The organism is Streptococcus sp. A22 (assembly GCF_043674215.1).
Taxonomy (GTDB): domain Bacteria; phylum Bacillota; class Bacilli; order Lactobacillales; family Streptococcaceae; genus Streptococcus; species Streptococcus suis_V.
The window spans coordinates 47,304-67,536 of record NZ_JBIMJQ010000006.1 but is presented as its reverse complement, the minus strand read 5'-3'; the positions used below and the strand labels follow the sequence as shown (position 1 = coordinate 67,536).

23 protein-coding genes, 1 pseudogene and 1 riboswitch are annotated in these 20,233 nt (G+C 43.3%); of the genes and pseudogenes, 9 read left to right on the top strand and 15 right to left on the bottom strand.

Annotated elements, in window-relative coordinates:
* Positions 1 to 157: 157 nt before the first annotated feature.
* Together ACHBHN_RS03845 and ACHBHN_RS03840 are read right to left on the bottom strand one after the other, a co-directional pair.
* A complete protein-coding gene (locus ACHBHN_RS03845) occupies positions 158 to 550 on the bottom strand; it encodes a DUF4430 domain-containing protein (protein ID WP_394733635.1) in 393 nt (130 codons plus the stop codon).
* Entirely contained in the window at positions 547 to 1,035 is a 489-nt protein-coding gene (locus ACHBHN_RS03840; protein WP_172062282.1) for a hypothetical protein, read from the bottom strand. Before ACHBHN_RS03840 ends, ACHBHN_RS03845 begins: the two co-directional genes overlap by 4 nt.
* A 222-nt stretch (positions 1,036 to 1,257) precedes the next feature.
* Between ACHBHN_RS03840 and ACHBHN_RS03835 the strand changes: the two genes are divergently transcribed.
* The 6 genes from ACHBHN_RS03835 (at position 1,258) to lysS (ending at position 6,186) form a co-directional block, all read left to right on the top strand.
* Complete coding sequence (locus ACHBHN_RS03835) at positions 1,258 to 2,103, top strand: glycoside hydrolase family 25 protein (RefSeq protein WP_105123086.1); 846 nt, start codon at positions 1,258 to 1,260, stop codon at positions 2,101 to 2,103.
* Between the two features lie 9 nt (positions 2,104 to 2,112).
* Positions 2,113 to 2,208: riboswitch (TPP riboswitch) on the top strand.
* 47 nt (positions 2,209 to 2,255) lie between these two features.
* Complete coding sequence (thiT, locus tag ACHBHN_RS03830; RefSeq protein ID WP_105160547.1) at positions 2,256 to 2,813, top strand: energy-coupled thiamine transporter ThiT; 558 nt, start codon at positions 2,256 to 2,258, stop codon at positions 2,811 to 2,813.
* An 83-nt stretch (positions 2,814 to 2,896) separates the two neighbouring features.
* Positions 2,897 to 3,739, top strand: coding sequence for a DUF368 domain-containing protein (locus ACHBHN_RS03825; protein ID WP_394733634.1), 843 nt, complete (start codon positions 2,897 to 2,899; stop codon positions 3,737 to 3,739).
* An 11-nt stretch (positions 3,740 to 3,750) separates the two neighbouring features.
* Positions 3,751 to 4,230: an aminoacyl-tRNA deacylase gene (locus ACHBHN_RS03820; protein WP_394733633.1), complete on the top strand. Its 480-nt coding sequence runs from the start codon at positions 3,751 to 3,753 to the stop codon at positions 4,228 to 4,230.
* A 119-nt stretch (positions 4,231 to 4,349) separates the two neighbouring features.
* A complete protein-coding gene (locus ACHBHN_RS03815; protein WP_394733660.1) occupies positions 4,350 to 4,595 on the top strand; it encodes a histidine phosphatase family protein in 246 nt (81 codons plus the stop codon).
* Between the two features lie 100 nt (positions 4,596 to 4,695).
* Positions 4,696 to 6,186: a lysine--tRNA ligase gene (gene lysS, locus ACHBHN_RS03810; RefSeq protein ID WP_394733632.1), complete on the top strand. Its 1,491-nt coding sequence runs from the start codon at positions 4,696 to 4,698 to the stop codon at positions 6,184 to 6,186.
* A gap of 221 nt (positions 6,187 to 6,407) precedes the next feature.
* Here the strand turns inward: lysS and ACHBHN_RS03805 are convergent, their stop codons facing one another.
* From ACHBHN_RS03805 to ACHBHN_RS03765, 9 genes and pseudogenes are all read right to left on the bottom strand, one after another.
* The gene (locus tag ACHBHN_RS03805; RefSeq protein WP_394733659.1) at positions 6,408 to 6,839 is read right to left on the bottom strand and encodes a DUF1524 domain-containing protein; all 432 of its coding nucleotides are present in this window, start codon (positions 6,837 to 6,839) and stop codon (positions 6,408 to 6,410) included.
* 268 nt (positions 6,840 to 7,107) lie between these two features.
* Entirely contained in the window at positions 7,108 to 7,266 is a 159-nt protein-coding gene (locus ACHBHN_RS03800; RefSeq protein WP_394733661.1) for a hypothetical protein, read from the bottom strand.
* A gap of 21 nt (positions 7,267 to 7,287) precedes the next feature.
* The gene (locus ACHBHN_RS03795) at positions 7,288 to 7,656 is read right to left on the bottom strand and encodes a DUF3021 family protein (protein ID WP_394733631.1); all 369 of its coding nucleotides are present in this window, start codon (positions 7,654 to 7,656) and stop codon (positions 7,288 to 7,290) included.
* Positions 7,657 to 7,955: 299 nt separating this feature from the next.
* Positions 7,956 to 8,243, bottom strand: coding sequence for a hypothetical protein (locus ACHBHN_RS03790; protein WP_394733630.1), 288 nt, complete (start codon positions 8,241 to 8,243; stop codon positions 7,956 to 7,958).
* Positions 8,233 to 8,919, bottom strand: a pseudogene (locus tag ACHBHN_RS03785) (phage portal protein); the annotation flags it as partial. The pseudogene ACHBHN_RS03785 and the gene ACHBHN_RS03790, both read right to left, overlap by 11 nt.
* A 312-nt stretch (positions 8,920 to 9,231) precedes the next feature.
* The gene (locus ACHBHN_RS03780) at positions 9,232 to 10,296 is read right to left on the bottom strand and encodes an LLM class flavin-dependent oxidoreductase (protein WP_394733629.1); all 1,065 of its coding nucleotides are present in this window, start codon (positions 10,294 to 10,296) and stop codon (positions 9,232 to 9,234) included.
* Positions 10,297 to 10,407: 111 nt separating this feature from the next.
* A complete protein-coding gene (locus ACHBHN_RS03775) occupies positions 10,408 to 11,658 on the bottom strand; it encodes an ABC transporter permease (RefSeq protein ID WP_105123080.1) in 1,251 nt (416 codons plus the stop codon).
* Complete coding sequence (locus ACHBHN_RS03770; RefSeq protein WP_105123079.1) at positions 11,658 to 12,353, bottom strand: ABC transporter ATP-binding protein; 696 nt, start codon at positions 12,351 to 12,353, stop codon at positions 11,658 to 11,660. The genes ACHBHN_RS03775 and ACHBHN_RS03770 overlap by 1 nt, the downstream gene beginning before the upstream one ends.
* Positions 12,334 to 13,500, bottom strand: coding sequence for an efflux RND transporter periplasmic adaptor subunit (locus tag ACHBHN_RS03765; protein ID WP_105123078.1), 1,167 nt, complete (start codon positions 13,498 to 13,500; stop codon positions 12,334 to 12,336). Before ACHBHN_RS03765 ends, ACHBHN_RS03770 begins: the two co-directional genes overlap by 20 nt.
* A 286-nt stretch (positions 13,501 to 13,786) precedes the next feature.
* Here ACHBHN_RS03765 and gorA point away from each other — a divergent pair, with 286 nt between their 5' ends.
* Positions 13,787 to 15,136 carry a glutathione-disulfide reductase gene (gene gorA, locus ACHBHN_RS03760; RefSeq protein ID WP_172058984.1) on the top strand — a complete coding sequence of 450 codons (1,350 nt, stop codon included), beginning with the start codon at positions 13,787 to 13,789 and terminating at the stop codon, positions 15,134 to 15,136.
* 46 nt (positions 15,137 to 15,182) lie between these two features.
* Here gorA and ACHBHN_RS03755 read toward each other — a convergent pair whose 3' ends face one another.
* Positions 15,183 to 15,920, bottom strand: coding sequence for a cyclase family protein (locus ACHBHN_RS03755; RefSeq protein WP_105123076.1), 738 nt, complete (start codon positions 15,918 to 15,920; stop codon positions 15,183 to 15,185).
* A gap of 208 nt (positions 15,921 to 16,128) precedes the next feature.
* Between ACHBHN_RS03755 and ACHBHN_RS03750 the strand changes: the two genes are divergently transcribed.
* Positions 16,129 to 16,668, top strand: coding sequence for a biotin transporter BioY (locus ACHBHN_RS03750; protein WP_394733628.1), 540 nt, complete (start codon positions 16,129 to 16,131; stop codon positions 16,666 to 16,668).
* Between the two features lie 13 nt (positions 16,669 to 16,681).
* On the opposite strand, the gene ACHBHN_RS03745 is transcribed toward ACHBHN_RS03750, so the two are convergent.
* A complete protein-coding gene (locus ACHBHN_RS03745) occupies positions 16,682 to 16,894 on the bottom strand; it encodes a YdbC family protein (protein ID WP_105123074.1) in 213 nt (70 codons plus the stop codon).
* A 92-nt stretch (positions 16,895 to 16,986) separates the two neighbouring features.
* Between ACHBHN_RS03745 and ACHBHN_RS03740 the strand changes: the two genes are divergently transcribed.
* A complete protein-coding gene (locus ACHBHN_RS03740; protein ID WP_105123073.1) occupies positions 16,987 to 17,307 on the top strand; it encodes a hypothetical protein in 321 nt (106 codons plus the stop codon).
* Positions 17,308 to 17,325: 18 nt separating this feature from the next.
* Here ACHBHN_RS03740 and ACHBHN_RS03735 read toward each other — a convergent pair whose 3' ends face one another.
* On the bottom strand, positions 17,326 to 18,612 hold the full coding sequence (locus ACHBHN_RS03735; protein ID WP_105123072.1) for a U32 family peptidase: 1,287 nt from the start codon (positions 18,610 to 18,612) through the stop codon (positions 17,326 to 17,328).
* Between the two features lie 536 nt (positions 18,613 to 19,148).
* Complete coding sequence (locus ACHBHN_RS03730) at positions 19,149 to 20,078, bottom strand: peptidase U32 family protein (protein WP_105110674.1); 930 nt, start codon at positions 20,076 to 20,078, stop codon at positions 19,149 to 19,151.
* Between the last annotated feature and the right edge of the window lie 155 nt (positions 20,079 to 20,233).

Sequence of the window (20,233 nt, the reverse complement as noted above, 5' to 3'; positions counted from 1 at the left end):
GTTCACTCAATTTTAATAAAATATACCGGCCTATTTCTCTGCAAAATCAGGAATGTCAATTGACCATTTTCACAACTATAATTTGTTTTTCAAAGCATATAAAAAGCCAGAGGCAATCCTCTGACCTAGTTTGTTTAAGTGCTCTAGCTATTTGAGTTTATTGAAAGCTTTCAAGGTAGAATTCAACATCGTCGCCTTCTTGTAGAATTTGTTCTGCAGCACCTTTTTCTGCCAAGCTACCATTGACCTTATACATCCAGTAGGTATTGCTGGCTGGATCCTGACTTTTTCCGTCGATGACCGTAACCATGCCGTTTTCTTCCTCGATATCGTGGTACTCTTCCAGGACATCCATGACAGAATCACTAGCTTCAAATCGGACATTTTTGGTAGAATTCTGACCATCAGTCGTAATCCTCAAAGTGGCCTCAAGTGGCTGACTAGTTTCCTCTACCTGACTGCTAGCTGTAGGCTGGTTACTCGTTGTCGAACACCCTAGCAAAACCAAGACAGATAGGACACTAACACAAATTCTTAGTAACCGTTTCATTTTATAAACCTCCGAAAAATCCCGTCAATAATTGGGTAAAATAAGGCAGTTGATACTGCATGGGCCACATCAAAACTTAAGCCATTTAGCCAATAGACCCATGGATTGACCCCAAATTGTAGGGCTGACAGAAGACTAATGACCAATCCATATAGAAAGGTGACTACAGCAGCTAACAACATAGGTATGAGGACTGAATTCCAAGAGCTCAACCGCAGGCCGGACCATACCCATTTCCACACTAGCATGATAGCTGCAAAACTGAGAATCTGCCACAAAACAACTATCCCAAACCCCATATAAATAGCCGTCCCAACCATGGTCAAAGCCATGATGAAGAAAGCATCTGCCATGGGCAAAAAAAGGCTGGTGACTAAAAATATAGCTGTAATGGGCTTGATATTAGCAAAAGGAAAAAAGGTAAATCGAAGTGCTATGCAAAGGCTGGCTAAGATAGCAATTCTACTAATTTTCTGGGCAGTCATGCAACTCCTACTTCATTTTTAGGACCTGTATTCTCATGCAAGAAACTTGTTGGACAAACTCGCAACGGAGAAAGGTTCCGTCCTCTAATGACAGGTTCTTATATCCATTAGTAGCATACCCCAATAGCCAGGATATGTCAAGCGGATGAAAGTTAGCTATTTCCTGCATAAATGAGACTATTTTTTTTGATTTTTCCAGATCTTTGAGTTAAAATAAAAAAGATGAGAAAGAGAATTAAACCTATCATTGTGATTGTTTTCTTTGCTCTATTCACTTCCTTGATTCTCTTGACTCGGACCATGGCTATCCAAGCTGAAAAACGGGCGGCAGCAATTCAAGAAGCCCAAATAGAAAAAGAAGCAAAGAAGATCACAAGCGCAAGCTCTACCTATGTCATAGAGAATGCTTTAGAAATGAAGCCAATCATTGATGTTTCCGCATGGCAACGACCTGAGGATATCGACTACGATACGCTCAGCGAACAGATTTCTGGAGCTATTATCCGGATTCAGAGTGGTTCCCATACAAAGAAAGAAAACTCTGCCACCGATAAAAATGGAATTGACAAGTCCTATAAGCAGCATATTGAAGAATTTCAAAAGCGGGGAGTTCCCATCGCTGTCTATGCTTATGTGACAGGAAATTCTATAGAAGCCATGAAAAAAGAAGCCCAATCCTTCTACAAGCTGTCTTCGCCTTACAAGCCAACCTTCTATTGGATGGACGTTGAGGAAAAGACCATGGGCGATATGGATGCCGGCGTCGAGGCTTTTAGACAGGAGTTGGTAGACCTTGGTGCTAAAAATATTGGACTCTATATTGGCACCTATTTTATGGATGAACATAGCATCACAGTAGATAAGTTTGATGCCCTGTGGATTCCAACCTATGGGACGGACTCGGGTTACTACAATGCCGCTCCCAACACTGATTTGCCCTACGACCTTCACCAATATACTTCACGAGGTTACTTGAATGGCTTTAAATACCATCTGGACCTCAACCTCATCACTAGCTTAAAAGACCCTAACGAGGTCTATCAAAAGCTCTTTACCGTTCCTGAGTAACAACTAAATAATTTCACAAAGGAGTGCTTCGGCTGAGATCGCATCTGCGAAATCCTCGAACCTGATCTAGGTAAGACTAGCGTAGGGATTGTGTTTTATGGATAGCATAAAAAACCAAACCTCCTTTCATTGCAACCATAAAGGAGGTTTTTATGTCCCATACTAAATTACGTACCCTGGCTGAAGTAGCCATCTTCTCTGCCATTGCCCTGGTCTTTGACAAACTACCGCTCTTCACTATGCCTCAAGGTGGATCGGTTTCCTTGGTCATGCTGCCCATTCTCTTTCTGGCACTCAGACATGGCCTGGCTATCGGTGTGCTAGCAGGTGGAATTGTCGGTACCATCCAACTCTTCTACGGCGGCTACTTCCTCAATCCCTTCCAGGTCTTTCTGGATTACGCCCTATCCTATGCTGGAATTGGGTTGGCAGGGCTATTTACAAGACCTTTTAAAGCCAGTAAGACCAGCACAAGTGCAATCAGCTGGATTGGACTAGCCAGTCTACATGGAGGCAGCATTCGTTTCCTAGCCAACTTCCTGGCCGGAATCATCTTCTATGCTGACTACGCTACACCTGGTATGCCTGTCTGGCTCTACTCTCTTCAATACAATCTCAGCTATATTCTGCCATCGACCCTGATTGCAGCAGGTCTGTTGATTGTTCTCTACAAATCAAGACCTGCCTTCTTTAAGGTAAAATCATCCTAAGTCTGTCCGTTTTGGCAGGCTTTTTTCGACGAAATTCGGTCTATGTGCTATAATGGGTCCATTACATAATTTTGGAGGAATTTATGTCATCTTGGATTTCAAGAATTATCAAGGGAATGATTATCGCCCTTGGATTTATTTTGCCTGGTGTTTCGGGTGGTGTATTGGCTGCGATTTTGGGCATCTATGAGCGGCTCATTGGCTTTTTAGCCAATATTCGCAAGGATTTCAAAGAAAATTTGCTCTATTTTATCCCTGTTGGAATCGGGGGAATTTTGGGTATTGCCCTCTTCTCCTTCCCGGTTGAATTCCTGCTCAAGCACTTCCAGGTCCCCGTTCTCTGGGCCTTTGCCGGTGCCATTGTAGGAACCGTTCCTAGCCTGCTCAAGGAATCTACTCAAAAAAGCCAGCGTGACAGCATTGACTGGATTTGGCTGGTTGCAACCTTTATCGTCTCTGGTCTTTTGCTCTACAATTTGAACAGTTTGGTCGGAACCCTGCCAGCTAGCTTTGCTAGTTTTGTCTTGGCTGGTGCTCTGATTGCTCTGGGGATTTTGGTACCTGGGCTCAGCCCGTCTAATTTGCTTTTGATTTTAGGGATTTACGCGCCTATGCTCAATGGATTCAAGTCCATGGACCTGCTTGGCACTTTTCTGCCTATTGCTATCGGTGGGGCCCTAGCTATGGTGGCATTTTCTAAGTCCATGGACCATGCTCTCAAGGTCTACCACTCCCGCGTTTACCACTTTATCATCGGTATCGTCGCTTCATCCACCATTCTCATCCTTATCCCACAAGCTGGCAATGAGGAAGCCATTTCCTATGCTGGAGCTGGCATCGGAACCTGGCTTGCTGCCCTTGTCCTCTTTGTTCTTGGTGCCTGGCTAGGCCTATGGATGAGCAAACTCGAGGAAAAATACAAGTAGGAGGTCATCCTATGGCAAAGAAAGAAAAAATCAAGAAAACCTTGGTCGACCAGATTCTGGACAAGGCCAAAATTGCCCACGACAGTCTGGTCATCAATGCCCTTGAAGGCAAGGTACCTGAAGGTATCCAAATGGAACAAATCTACAAAACCCTGGCCCTAAAAGGCGATAAGACAGGGCCCATTATCGGAATTGTTCCCATTACCGAGCACCTGTCTGAGAAGAAATTGGCCAAGGTCTCTGGCAACAAGAAGGTCGCCATGATTCCACAAAAGGATCTGGAAAAGACGACCGGCTATGTCCACGGAGCCAACAACCCTGTCGGTATCCGGCAAAAGCACAATTTTCCTATCTACATAGACCGGTCAGCACTGGAAACGGGCTACATGATTGTCTCTGCTGGTGAAGTGGGCCGTTCCATCGGCATTGATAGTCAGGTCCTGGCTGATTTTGTCAAGGCTAGTTTTTCCGATTTGACCGAGGGAGACTAGCATGAGGATTTACTTTATCCGCCACGGCAAGACCGAGTGAAATCTGGAAGGTCGTTTTCAGGGTTATTCTGGCGACTCTGCCCTCCTGGCTCAATCCTATGAGGACTTGAAAAGAAACTATTTATCAAGTCCGTCAACGTTCGGTCGATTTTGTCAAAAATCTGGAAGATTCCCAGCTGTCGACTGTTCTCATCGTGTCACATGGTTCAATCTTAGTCGCTGGAATCATGACGCTGCTGGGCCATCCTGCCCACGAGGTTTGCTCTCGCGGTGGCTTGGACAACGCCTCCGTGACTATTCTTGAAACGATTGATGTTGAGCATTTTATGGAAATTTGCTGGAATGATACATCTTATAAACAGTAGAGAAATCTGCTGTTTTTTGTTTCCCTGGCTATTTCCTGCTGATTTTTTAGGCTTTCTGTGATAAAATAGAAAGAACAGACTTTGGAGGAATGAAAATTTTATGTCTACTGAACATTTTGAAGAATTGAATGACCAACAGCTTGTCCGTCGTGAGAAAATGGCAGCTCTTGCAGAACAGGGCATTGACCCCTTCGGTAAGCGATTTGAACGCTCTGCTGATTCTGCTCAGTTGAAGGAACAATACGAAGACAAATCAAAAGAAGAATTGGAAGAGCTGGGTCAAACGGCTATTATCGCTGGTCGTATCATGACCAAACGCGGTAAGGGTAAGGCTGGCTTTGCCCATATCCAAGACCGTGAAGGGCAAATTCAAATTTATGTCCGTAAGGATGATGTTGGCGAAGAAAATTACGAAATCTTTAAAAAAGCAGACCTTGGGGACTTTGTAGGTGTCGAAGGTGATGTCATGAAGACCAATGTTGGTGAATTGACCATTCATGCTCGTAAATTAACTCACTTGTCTAAAGCGCTCCGCCCGTTGCCAGAAAAATTCCATGGTTTGACTGACGTTGAAACTCGCTACCGAAAACGATATTTAGACTTAATTACCAATCGCGAAAGTTTTGAACGCTTTGTAACACGTTCAAAAATCATTTCTGAAATCCGCCGTTACCTGGACGGACTTGGTTTCTTGGAAGTGGAAACGCCCGTTCTCCACAATGAGGCTGGTGGTGCTGCTGCCCGTCCATTTATCACCCACCACAATGCACAAAACATTGATATGGTACTTCGTATCGCAACGGAACTTCACCTCAAGCGCTTGATTGTCGGTGGTATGGAACGCGTTTATGAAATTGGCCGTATCTTCCGTAATGAGGGAATGGATGCTACCCACAACCCTGAATTCACTTCTATCGAAGTTTACCAAGCCTACGCTGACTATCAAGACATTATGGACTTGACCGAGGGTATTATCCAACATACTGCAAAGGCAGTTGTCGGCGACGGCCCTGTAACCTATCAAGGAACTGAAATTGCTATCCACGAGCCATTCAGGCGTATCCACATGGTCGATGCAATTAAGGAACAAACTGGTGTGGACTTCTGGGCGGACATGACCTTTGAAGAGGCAAAAGCTGTAGCAGCTGAGAAAAAGGTTCCTGTGGAAAAACACTATACTGAGGTTGGTCACATCATCAATGCCTTCTTTGAGGAATACGTGGAAGCTACTCTCATCCAGCCGACATTTGTCTACGGTCACCCTGTGGCAGTGTCCCCATTGGCTAAGAAAAATGACCTGGACCCACGTTTCACGGACCGCTTTGAGCTCTTCATCATGACCAAGGAATACGGTAATGCCTTCACCGAGCTCAATGACCCAATCGACCAATTGGAACGTTTTGAAGCCCAAGCTAAAGCTAAGGAACTGGGTGATGACGAGGCGACTGGCGTAGACTACGACTATATCGAAGCCCTTGAATACGGTATGCCACCAACAGGTGGTCTAGGAATCGGTATCGACCGACTCTGCATGCTCTTGACAGATACTACTACTATTCGGGATGTACTCCTATTTCCGACTATGAAATAATCAGCTCTAAAATCGTTGATTAGATTGAATTTCTGACTGGTAAACTTACTAATTTACCAGTCTTATTTACAAGTTTGTAGAAACTATAAATAGTAACGTCTTCTCTTGGATATGTCCAAGGGAAGATTTTTTTGATTCTGAACACAAAAAATGACAGCATATTTTCTACTGTCATTAGTTTATTGTCGAAAAATATGTCTTTTCTAAAAAGATAAAACACATCATTTTATATTTAGCATATCTGCCATTTTATCATAAAATACCGTAGCTAAATATCTTCCTCTCTTAATGATCTCTAAATCTGCATCGCTAGAATCGAATTTTATTACATCCCACTCCAACAAATTATTTTTACGTTTTCCATTAGAATATGTCCTATATTTTTTATAAAAACTCTTCATCTGTGGATATGAAGAGTTTTTATACTTAGAAATTTTGTCCGCTACAGGCTTATCATCCAAATCATGATTAATACTTTCCTCTAAAACAACAACATTTCCAATAGAAAATTCTGGTGAATTTGAATCATCTTTATTTCCCAAGCTATGTGGTCTTATATGCTCCAAACTATAATTTATATCATCAACAATTCTGTATTTTAGTTGAGGGGCATGATTGTTCTCATCTTTATTTCCATAGTTTTTCTCCCGAATTCTTGATTAGACGATTTTCCAACCTCTTCATATATTGTTCCATAAAATCAAAATCTGGTTTTCCTAAATGAGAAGGTAATTTTATTATTTGTCTTTTTATGCGGTGTCCATTAAACTTATAGCCATAAGCATACTTTTGGGCCTGTTTTTCAATGATCTGTTTTAAAAATAATAAACATATGCAAATAACAGTATTTCAAAATCTGGTGACTCAGCATATTTATATACACCACACTTTTTTAGATCCACACTACTATATGTTTCAATATCAATGCTTAATATGTTCAACAATATTTGTTCTTGAAGTCTTAAATAAATCAGCCATCTGCTGTTGACTAAGCCAGACTGTTTCATTTTCAAACTTCACTTCTATATTAGTAGCTCCATCATCGGACTGAAATATCAATATCTCACCATGAATTTCCATAAGATATTCTCCTACAAATTCTTATTTTGCTAATATTTTCCCAAAAATAAAATATGCAATACTCCACAGAACTACTCCTGTAAATAAAAATATGCCAAATACTTTTATATAGTCTGAAATATTATTTAGTATAAACCAACCACTAAAAAGTAAACACGGGAAGATGGTTACTAGCATAGTTACAAAATGTACAACCGATTGCTTAATCAATGACCAGCTTTCGATTTCATACATGACAGAAGCTCCTGCTACTAAAGTTACGATAATACCAACCAAAAATGTACTTTTCACTTGAAAAGTATCCGTCCCTTGATAATACATCATTATTGATATTGAGGTCATGATGATGAAGGGAATTATTCCTCTGATTATTGCTTTCTTTATTAACATTATATCATCTCCATAAATTCTAATTTGTCACTTTCTTGATACCCATATTGTACCATTGCTTAACTGTTATACAAATCAAAACTTATCAAACTCAGCTTGTCCTGCTACCTTGCTATACTTAACTCCATCATTTGATTTCTCAGTCCATATATCAAGTACCATACCAATTGTAAGTAAATCCAGTTCAGAAATGCTTATCCCTATTTCTGTACATCTAAGTAGAAATAGGGCTGCTGTCATTTTCCTACTACTTTTTGGAAGTTTTTTTTAGATTCAACTTCCGTTTCAAGGTTTGCTCCCTAAAGCTCTAGTATTTCAGGAAGAACCTCATATGTAGAAAACATCTCAAACTGATCAAGCCACTCCTCTATGCTTGCAGGTGTACTTTTATCTGCATGAAATGCCATGATATATGCGACATTTTCAAATATCTCAAGGTCATCTATTTCAAAAGTACCATCCCTATTAAAAGACTTTTCAAGTCTAGATAAATCTTTAAAACTATCCCTTTTAAACTTAATTCTATATAGTCGAGGTACTGTAGCTGATGACTTAAACTTTACATCAACCTCTCCTAGACTTTTCAAGATCTCCTACCATATGTGGTGGTACTCTAAAAATTCTAGCTATCTCATTGATTTGAAATTTTCTAGTTTCTAAAAACTGTGCTTCATTAGGCGATATAGAAATCGGTGTATACTTCATACCTTCTTCAAGGATTGCTATCTTATGGGAGTTACTTCCTGAAAATCCTCTAGACCAGCTTTCTCTCATAGCCTCAGGATCTTTTACTGTTCCTGGATACTCTAAGATTCCACTTGGCGTTGCACCATTAGCAAAAAACTTAGCTCCATATTCTTCTGTAGCTATTGCCATACCGATAGCATTTTTAGCCATTGCAATCGGACTATATCCAACAAGTCCGTCAAATCCAAGTCCAGGTATATGAAGTACATCAGACTGATTTAGTTTGATACTTCCCTGTTTTCCTATATTTCCATCTGAATCACTGACTAGATACTCATAATATATTTGACCATTATCATCTCTATCCACCTTCATTCTATCCGGCATCAGTGGATAAAGTGCAAGTACTTCTCCTTTACCATTTCGAATAATCTGTGCGTAGGCATTTCCCCACAAAAGTAAATGTGTCATTAAAGTTTCTCTAAAAATAAAACTTGTCATTTCACTATTTGGTTCATCGTGTAGCACTTTATATAAAGGGTGATTAACTGCCTTTTCTGTTCCACTATCTGTTCTAAGATAAACATATCTTGCATTATTATATCAAAGATATTAACAAAGCGTAATAAAATTTTCACTTTTTAAAAATCAAAAAATGATGAAAATAGCACATCTTTGATTCATTAAAGACGGCAAGCATAATAAACTCTCCTTCTCTCTCTAACAGATAAAAAACCAAAACTATTCCATGATGAGAGTAATTCTGAATCAAGCTTCTTATTTCTATCAATACCATAAAAAAGCCCGACCACACGGTCAGGCTTTTAAGGAGATTATGAAAAATATTTAGGATTGACTATAGTATAACCTAGCTTCTTCCTTTTCTCATCAGTCTTGGGAATGATTTTTTTCTTTATTGGCAAAGTATTCTCGCACAATCGGTGCGACTTCTTTACCATAAAGCTCGATAGCACGGAGGACATCCTCATGTGGCATAGAGCCAATTGGCAAGTGGAGGAAGAAACGCTCCAAATCCAAGGTTTCGATAGTTTGGATAATTTTTGCAGCGACGTGCTGTGGATCGCCAACAATGCTTGCTCCTTCATCTGTCAAAGAATAGAGGTATTGGGCCTTGGTCATTTCAGACCAGTGTGGCCGGTCCTTTGCGATATTGTTAGTGACCACTTTAGTTGGGTGGAAGTATTCCTCAACAGCCTTGTCATGGTCGTCTGCTATCCAACCCCAAGAATGGGCTGCAACCTTAGTTTTCTCAGGTGAGTGACCGGAATTGCGAGCCACCTTTCGGTAGGCATCTACCAGCGGTTTAAAACGATGAGCCCCTGCTCCAATGACTGCATAAACGATTGGCAGGCCTTTTTGGGCAATCTTGATGGTTGACTCGACATTGCCACCAGTCGCTACCCAGATAGGAAAATCTTCCTGAACAGGTCGCGGATATACAGGCTTATTGTCCACCGACTGGGTGAATTTACCACCCCAATTCAAGTTGGTAGCCTTGTCAATCTCTAAAAGCATATCCAATTTTTCATCGAACAGTTCTTCATAGTCATGCAAATCATAACCAAACAACGGGAAGGACTCCGTAAAGGAACCACGGCCAGCCATGATTTCCGCTCTGCCGTTTGACAAAGCATCAATGGTGGTGTACTGCTGATAGAGGCGGACTGGATCCATAGAGGAAAGAATCGAAACTGCTGATGTCAGTTTGATATGCTTGGTATTGACAGCACCTGCTGCCAGGACAATTTCAGGTGCAGAGACCGCAAAATCTTCGCGGTGATGCTCCCCAATCCCATAGACATCCAGGCCAACCTGATCTGCCAGTTCAATCTCTTTGACCAGCTGACGAATGCGCTCGTCGTGGCTGTACGTTTCTCCTGTCTTTTCAAGAGGGGTTGTTTCTCCAAATGTTGAAATACCTAATTCTACCATGATGTTACTCCTTTAATCTGAATGATGTCCTTATTTTATCTTTAACTAGTGACAATGTCAAGCCGTTTGCTCACAGAAAAACGACTAGGAAAAACCTAATCGTTTTGAATGTTATTCATATCGCAGTGCTTCAATTGGATCCAATTTAGAAGCCTTATTTGCTGGGAGGACACCGAAGATGATACCAACCAGGGCTGAGAAGGCGAGACTCCCCAGAACCACTGGGATAGAGATGACGGCGGACATACCCTCACCCATGACCTTGCTGATATTGAGCAAAACGACAGTCGTTTGGGCGATTAAGAGACCGATGGCACCGCCCAGAGTGGTCAAGACCATAGCCTCAATCAAGAACTGACTCAAGATATTGGCACGAGTCGCTCCCAGTGCCTTCCGCAGACCGATTTCCCGTGTCCGCTCGGTCACGGATACCAGCATAATGTTCATCACGCCGATACCGCCGACCAAGAGGGAGATACCTGCAACCGCACCTATAAAGGTGGTCACAATACCTAGCTCACTCTTGAAACTTTCAATCATGGCAGACATGTCAAAAATATCATAGCGAGCCTCTTTTAGACCAGAAACCCTAGTCAGATAGTCCGCAGCAGCCTGACCAACCTCTGTGGCCCTGGTCACATCTTCGACATAGACATAGAGTCCAGAATTTTCTTTCATGCCCATCTCTGCAGCAACCTGGGTATTGGCCATAATGGCATTACCGCCTGAGTTCATCCCAAACATGGCCGTACCAGCATTGGGCTCCTTATAAACACCGATAACTAGATAGGCATTGCCATTGAGAGAAACCGTCTGGTTGAGGGAGGCTTCCATGGAGCCAAACAGTTTTTCAGCCAGATTGACATCCAGCATGATAATGCGAGCAAAGCGACTATAGTCATTAGGAGTGAACTTGCGTCCTGCCAAAATTTCTAGATTTTTGACATCAAAATAGGAATGGCTGACCCCATTGATGGTCACATTATCAGCTGATTTGTTACCGGCTTCTATTGTTCCCATATTACTCAAATTGATATAGTAGTTGCTTAAACCGTCAATTTCCAGAAGTCCTTGCAACATGCTATGGGTCAAGTCAGGCTCTTCTTCCATAGACATTTCCCCAGTGAAGCCAGCATTAAATAAACCCGACGAAACCTCTTCTAAATTTACATAAGGAGAAAAATGGACAGAGACATTATTTTGCTCACCAGCCAGGGCCTTCTCCATGGATTTCTGTAGGCCTTCACCTAGAGCCATGATGATAACAACAGCAGCCACACCGATAATGATACCCAGCATGGTGAGGAGGGAGCGCATCTTGTGGGCTAGGATTGATTTTAAGGCAAATTTCCAATTTTCCATTAAGCCTCCTCCCTTCTTCTGTCCTCAGTGATAACCCCGTCCCGAAGAACGATTTTCCGCTTGGCATAGGCGGCAATCTCTGGCTCGTGGGTGACCATGATAATGGTCTTACCTTCATTATTGAGCTCAGTCAAAAGCTCCATAATCTGCTGGCCAGTCTTGGTATCCAGGGCCCCCGTCGGCTCATCCGCCAAGATAATGGCTGGGCTATTGACCAAGGCACGCGCAATAGCCACCCGTTGCTTTTGACCTCCAGACAATTCCGACGGCAGGTGGTCCATACGTTCTGCCAATTCAACTTTTTCTAGGTAACGTTTGGCCTTTTTCTTACGTTGGTTGGACGGTACTCCTGCATAAATTAGGGGTAACTCCACATTCTGCAAGGCGTTGAGCTTGGCAAGGAGGAAGAATTGTTGGAAGACAAAACCGATTTGGTCATTGCGGACCTGGGCCAACTTTTTCTCCGATAACTGGCTGACTTCCTCGCCTTCTAGCCAATAGTTGCCAGAACTAGACCTGTCCAGCAAACCAATAATGTTCATGAGAGTGGATTTACCAGACCCGGACGGTCCCATAATGGCTAGAAATTCTCCCTCTTCGACTTCCAAATCAATATCCTTGAGAACTCGCAACTCCTGGTCACCGTTTTTATAGGATTTGTTGATTTGTGTGAGTTTAATTAGCTGGTTCTTCATCGGCTTCTACCTCTTGACCCTCTTGTAAGTCAAAATCTGGGAGGACAATGACATGGTCACCAACAGACAAGCCCTTGATCACTTCCTGGTTAAGAGCATCTGCATTACCCAGAGTCACCTCTACTTTTTTAGCCTTACCATCTACCAATGTCCAAACAAAGGTCTTATCATCCTCATAGACAACAGCTGTCACAGGGACCAAGATATTTTTGCTGGTGTTGACCACTTCCATATTGACAGTGAAACCTTGCTTGAGGTCGCCGATATCGCTAGTCAAAGTCACCTTGAAAGGATACTTGGCACCACCACCAGATCCGCCGCCACCCGGTACTGCTACCGCAGTTTGATCATTGGCTGGATAGTTTGAAATATAGGAAATTTTACCAGTCCAGGTCTGTTCTGGATAGACTTTAGTGCTTAATTTCACTTCTTGGTCAACCTTGATATTGGCCAAATCATATTCTGTAAGCTGACCTGTCACCTGCAGGCTATTTTGGTTGACGATGTGAATGACTGTCTGGCTATTGGTTGAGCTCTTAGAAACAGACTTATTGACCTCAACAACTGTACCTGACACGGTGCTGGCAACGGTCGCTTCATTGACGGCCGTCCACGCCTTGTCTACCGCCGCTTGGGCATCCGCATAGGCATCATTCAAATCCGCCAATTGCAAATCAATGGAACGTTGGGCAGAGGCCGCTGCTTCTCCATCCAAGGCTGGGTCACCTGTTGTTGGCAAGGTCTGACCACCATTTTGCACCTCATATATTTGACGTCCAATCTTATCCCGTCCGCGCACAGCCGAATCAAGAGCCGTTTGCAATTCATAAGCATCATAGCGAAGCAGGGCCGTTCCAGCCTCTACCTGGCTCCCCTGTTCAACGTAAAATTCACTGATATCGCCTTTAGAGGGGTCATAATAGACAAACTGCTCTTCACCCGCAGCCACTGTCCCCGTCAACAAGGTCGACGAAGCAATCGAACCTTCCTGAACCACCCTGTAGGTCATGGGTAATGTAAAGTCTTCACCTGCGCTACCTGAACCACCTAAGGCATTAGAGAAGAGTAAGGCCCCACCGACCAGGGCTACCGATGCAACCCCAAGACCAGAAAAAAGGGCAATTTTTGCTTTTTTGGACTTAAACATATCTGTCTCCTTTACATGTTACAAAAATAATTGTCTTATACAGATAATACACCTATACATCGTTTTTTGCAAGTGTTTTCCATACTAATTTTATAATATTTTTGTCAATTATCCCACTTACATTTTTGTAAGAAATAGCTTCTATCAATCATGCAGGTATGGCCAGTATTTTTACAAAATAATAGTAAGAAAAACCTAAACAAGGTTTCACGATAGACGTAGCGGATTTTTGATTGAAAGATAAAAAAAGGGTAGAATGTAGTCAAGAAATCTTTGGAGGAAGAAAATGAGAGAATTTGATATTATCAGCATTGGTGGAGGAAGTGGTGGCATTGCCACTATGAACCGAGCGGCTATGTATGGTGCCAAGGCTGCCGTTATTGAAGGCAGCTATATCGGTGGAACCTGTGTCAATCTAGGCTGTGTTCCTAAAAAAATCATGTGGTACGGTTCTCAAGTAGCTGAAGCCATTCACACTTATGGACCAGAATACGGTTTCACCAGCCAGGATGTTCACTTCAACTTCGCAACCCTGCGTCAGAACCGTGAGGCCTATATCGAGCGTTCTCGTTCCTCTTATAGCAATACCTTCAAAAACAATCAGGTTGAGGTCATTCAAGGTTTTGCCAAATTTGTAGATAGCCATACGGTCGAGGTCAATGGTGAGCGAATCAAAGCCAAACACATTGTCATCGCTACTGGTGGTCTTCCAGTTATTCCCGCCATTCCAGGTGCTGAATTGGGTGTCGTGTCCGACGACTTCTTTGCCTGGGAAGAATTGCCAGAGTCTGTCGCTGTTATCGGCGCTGGCTATATTGCCGTTGAGGTGGCTGGCGTCCTACACGGTTTGGGCGTGGATGCCCAGCTCTTTGTCCGCGGCGACCGCCCATTGCGTAACTTCGATACCTACATTACCGATGCCCTCATGGAAGAGATGGAGCGGACCAAGCTCCCACTTCACACCCATAAAACGCCAAGCAAGCTGGAGAAAACGCCAGAAGGAAAAATCCAAATCTTCTTTGAGGACGGCACTTCCCACATTACTGACCAGGTTCTCTGGGCTGTTGGGCGCAAGCCAAATACCAACCAGCTTAACCTAGAAGCTGCTGGTGTGACACTAACAAAATCGGGCCACATCGAAGTCAACCAATACCAAGAAACAGTGGTTCCTGGCATCTATGCCTTGGGCGACGTGACGGGTGAAAAAGAGTTGACACCCGTTGCTATCAAGGCTGGACGGCTCCTATCGGAACGCTTATTCAACGGTAAAACAGATGCCAAAATGGACTATACAGACATTCCAACTGTTGTCTTCTCCCACCCAGCTATCGGTACGGTCGGATTAACAGAAGACCAGGCCCTTGTTCAATACGGTGCGGACCAAGTCAAGTGCTACACTTCAGCCTTTACCTCTATGTACACAGCCATGGCAGACAACCGCCAGCTGACCAAGATGAAACTAGTCACCGTTGGTCCTGAAGAACGAGTGGTCGGCCTCCACGGTATCGGCTACGGTGTCGACGAGATGATCCAAGGTTTCTCAGTTGCTATCAAAATGGGAGCTAGCAAGGAACAATTTGACGCCGTTGTGGCAATCCACCCAACTGGCTCAGAAGAATTTGTCACCATGCGATAGAAATTTCATAAAAACGCTCAGACTTTCATCTGGGCGTTTTATCATCTTATGGCAAAATAGCAATGGCTCTAACTGGTGAACCCGAGCCCTTTTCCCAATGTGGAAAGGCGATGGAAATCAAGCTCCCCGTCGCTGGAACCTGATCAAGATTGTTGAGGACTTCTACCTGGTAAATGTCTTTTGACAGAAGATAGTATTCCTCTGGAAGGCTACCACCATTCTCTGCTGCTGATACTCCTGAGTCTGTATCCAGGGTCTCATGACCAACGGCCTTGACCTTGCGTTCCTCAATCAGATACTCCAAGGCATCATGGCTCCAACCTGGGGTATGTTGCACTCCATTATCATCCAAATTACGGATGGCATCCTGGCTTGGCCAGCGATTAGACCAGTCTGAGCGGAAGGCAACAAAGGACTCCTCTGCAATAGGACCATGTTCCTCTTCAAAATCCAAAATATCCTGCTTGGTGATTTGGTAATCTGGATTTGCTGCAACTGCCTGCGACTTATCGATAACATAAAGAGGCAGGAGCAAATCTTTCAAGTCAATCTCGTCCAAATAACGAGCCCCCTCCACAAAGTGAACAGGCGGGTCGATATGGGTACCATACTGGCCAACGACCGTGAACTGCTCTACGAAAAATCCGTCCTTGTGGTCAAACAAGGTCTTCTTCTCCAAGGCAGGCAGGGCAGGGAAATGAGGACTATTTTCATTGATTTGATGGGTCAAATCCACCCATTTTTTAGCTTTTAAGGTACGGTAAATAGCTAATAATTCTGACATAGGATGTCTCGCTTTCTTATTTTTATCCATTGTAGCATGAGAATGGACCAGTCTACTTAAAAAACATAGTTTTTTGCTTATATAACTTTTTTATGAATAGCTATAGATTTTTCCTATAACTGTGACAGCTGATAGTCAATGGATTGACTTCCTTTGAAAATCAAACTATAATTTTGTTAACCAATTATTATAAAAGGATAACCATCCCATGAAACAAGAATCAACTCTCCATTTGGTCTACACTGCAATCGGTGCGGCCCTCATTGCAGCCCTTTCACAAATCAGCCTTCCCATTGGTCCTGTTCCCTTTACTCTCCAAACCCTGGCTATCGCCCTGATTGCCTGCCTCTACCCAAGGAAACTGGCCCTGGCAAGTGTCGGAATTTATCTGACCTTGGGTGCCATTGGACTGCCTGTATTCGCAGGATTGTCAGGTGGAGTGGCCAATCTTTTCGGACCGACTGCTGGATTTCTCTGGGGCTTTTTGGCCTACGCGGCTATCACATCCAGCTTGACGACAAATAATAGTTCTCCATTCCAGGTCTTTCTGGCTTGTCTGCTGGGAACCGCTACTTGCTTTGGACTGGGATGTTTAGTATTCAAACTGGTCAGCGGTGCTAGCTGGACAGATACACTTGTCTGGACAGTCCTGCCCTTCATCCTGCCTGATTTAGCAAAAATTTCCCTCGCCACAGTGGCACACAAACTCCTCCAACCAGTTATGAGAAAAAGGAACCTAATCGCTTAGGCTCCTCATCTTACTAATTGGTAAATGCATCCAGCATGACTTGAAATTCTTCATTGCTGAGGGTAATGCCCTTGCCCATCTTGGTATGGTCGGGACTCCAAGTGCGGATGTCATATTTGGCTGGTGCCCCGTTAAAGGACACACGATTAAGCTCCTTGGTCCAGCCCTTATCATTCTCAGATAGGACCAAGAGTTTTTCTTCGATTTCAAATGTAAATTCTGCCATTTGTTACCTCCTTCACTTATTTGTTCGCAAACACTTGTCATTTTTATAAAAATTGTATAAGATGATTATAGCAAGTTTGAAAGGATATTGCCATGAAGAGGTTTTTGGAATCCATTTTCGACCGTATCAATGATTTTCTGGTTTACAGATCCCAACCAAAGCCTATGGAGCCTGCAACCAGAGAAGAGATTCAAGAGTATCTTGAGCTGGCCATTCAAAAGAAGGCTGCTATCCATGTTATTTATGGTGAACGTAGCTTTACCGGGGATATTGTCAAGTATGACAAGGAACGACAACGCTTGATTATGAAAAATTTCAAACGGCGCGTGACCAGTATCATTCGGATTGATGAGATTAAAAAAATCTCTCTGGTTCCAGAAAACATCAAAAAATCACAATTATCAAAAGGCTGAATTTCTCCAGCCTTTTTCTTATGCACGAATAGTAACAGCCTTGCCGTCCTCTTGATAGAGATTGATGAGCCCTGACTTGCAGGCGCGGATCATATCGCCTGGATAGATTTCACGGTCTAGCTTAATAGTCAGCAGTTCCATAGGCTTATTGGCACGGTCAATCTTATCTCCATTGGAATCATGCAGGCCTTGAATGGTCGTTTCAAAATGACGGAAACCTGGCCCGTAGAACTCAACTTGGTCTCCTTCGTTGATGACATTGCGCTGACGAATAGTTGCTGTCATGGTTTCCTTGTCAAAGGCAACAACTTCAGCGATAAATTTGTACTCAGGAATTTTGCGACGGGCACCAAACAATTGCTCATTTTCAGTTGGTGGATTGTAGTAAAAACCAGTTGCCAGTTCACGCTGGGCTACTTTCCACAACTCGTCAATCAGGTCTTGTTTGATCGCTTCAAACTTTTCTGGACTTTCTAGATAGGCATCGACCGCAGCCTTATAGCAGTTGGTTACGGTTGACACGTAGTGGACAGATTTCATCCGGCCTTCGATTTTTAGGCTATCAACCCCATTTTCAATCATGTCTGGAATATGGTCGATCATACACATGTCCACCGCAGACATGGAGAACTCCTCTGGTATTTCCCCCTTAATCGAACGACGCTCTTCACCGAATGGCAAGTCATAGAGGTTGTACTTCCAGCGGCAAGACTGGGAGCAACCGCCGCGGTTGGCATCACGTTTGCTCATGTGGTTGGAGAGGACGCAACGTCCTGAGTAGGAGATACACATGGCACCGTGGACAAAGGCTTCGATTTCAACATCTGTCCGTTTACGAATTTCAGCTACCTCTTCCATGGTCACTTCGCGGGCTAAAACAACGCGGGTTAAGCCCAATTCCTTCCAGAACTCGAAGGTTTCATAATTGGTCGATGAAGCCTGGGTGGACAGATGGATTTCAAGTCCCGGCGCTTCAGTGGCACAAATGACGATGAGGGCTGGGTCAGACACGATAACCGCATCCAAGCCCATATCCCGCAGTTCACGGAACCAGGCTCCCGCTCCTTCTTCATTCCCTTCATGGGTCACCATGTTAGCCGCAACATAGACCTTGGCACCACGGGCGTGGGCGTATTCAATCCCTTCCCGCATCTCGTCCATAGTAAAGTTCCCAGCCCGGCTACGCAGACCGTAGGCCTGACCGCCAACAAAGACAGCATCGGCACCATAATCAATGGCAACCTTCAATTTCTCCAATGTCCCAGCAGGTGACAAGACCTCGGGACGCTTTAATGCTTTTGACATAATATTCCTCTTTCTATTTGCAGGATAGAATTAAGATAAAAATTAAGAATTGGCGACGGTTTTCAAATGGAACGATATTTTTCCACTTGAAAACCTATTGCAGGGCCTAGAACTCGCCTAAAGGCGGTTCCGTACTTGGACCTTACCTATATTAAGTGGCAAAGTTGGCTCTGCCAGTATAGATTGATTTGAATTAAAATATGCGACGATAGCTAGGTCAAAACGACACTTTTTGACCTAGCTGTCTAGTGTAACTGACTAGGAAAGGTTCAATGGAACTTTCCGTTTAGTGTCAAGCTCCTTTAGAAGCCGACACTAAGTCAGTTACCAGGATAGAATTAAGATAAAATCTAAGAATTGGCGATGACTAAAACAACCCTCTGGACCGGGCTTTCCCATTGACAGGCTCGGGATAAAACAGTCCCACGGACTGGCCTCGCTTCTCTATTTCTAGGCTCGGGATAAAACAGTCCCCCGGACTGGCCTCGCTTCTCTATTTCTAGGCTCGGGATAAAACAGTCCCCCGGACTGTTTTATTACCTCACCTTGTTCCGGTCAAATTCGTAAAATCCGGTGTCCAAACCGCGTTGGCTTGGGTGGAACTTGCGTACTTGTTCGTCCAAGAGAAAGGCTTGGTCGTAGGTGAATTCTCCTTTTTCCAATAAATCACGCGCTTGGACGAATAATTTGGCAATCTCGACGAAGTTCTGACCTGGACAAAAAATACCATCCAACTTCCAATTTCGGTAGCCATGTTCATAAAGCTCTGTCAACTTGGTCATCATGTCGATATCATTGTTAATAAAAATATGCGTTCCGTGTTTATCCTCAAAAATGGAATAATGACTTTCTGGATCTGCAGGTTCTGCCAAGAAAAGTCCACGTTCCTTGGACAAATCCGTCTCATCCGCCTTAGTGAAGTTATAGTAGTTTTTGAGCAAGGTCCGCTTGGAATGGTGGATAACAGAGGCACCGTAAACCAATATTTCCGCAGGAATTTCCAGATTTTCCGAAATATCAAAGAGTTCTGCCGATGGGATTTCTCTTGCTAAGACAGCCTCGACAGCGCCGTGGTCCTTCCAGAAATTGATTTGTCGGCTGGATGTTACAAAGACAGATGTGTCGTAAATAAGCTTGAAATTGTAGCCGTCCCGCTTATTGATATAAAAAACACCTGCATCCCCAACGACCAGATAATCGACCTTGATTTCTTTCATCAATTCCATAAAAGGCTTGATATTGTCCATCATATCTTGGTGCATGAGAGCGTTGGCTGCGACAGTCAATTCCTTGCCTGCCTCGTGAACCAGCTCTGCTATTTGGCGAAGCTCATCATAGGAAAAATTGGTCGGAATGCGGAGGGCATGGTCTGCCTCACCAACATAAATACGGTCAACACCTGCTGCTAACAGTTCTTTGACCTGTTCAATGCTTTCAGCTGTTGCTGTTATAATAATATTTTTCATAATGTTCATTATATCACAAAGATTTTCTAAAAAAGGAAGCGGACCTGAATTTTAATCTTCAGACTTTTCTAATTTCTTTGTAACAATATTGTAATAATCTTGTTACAGTTTCCACTCAATTTTATGGTATTCTTGAAAAGCAAAATAAAGGAGAC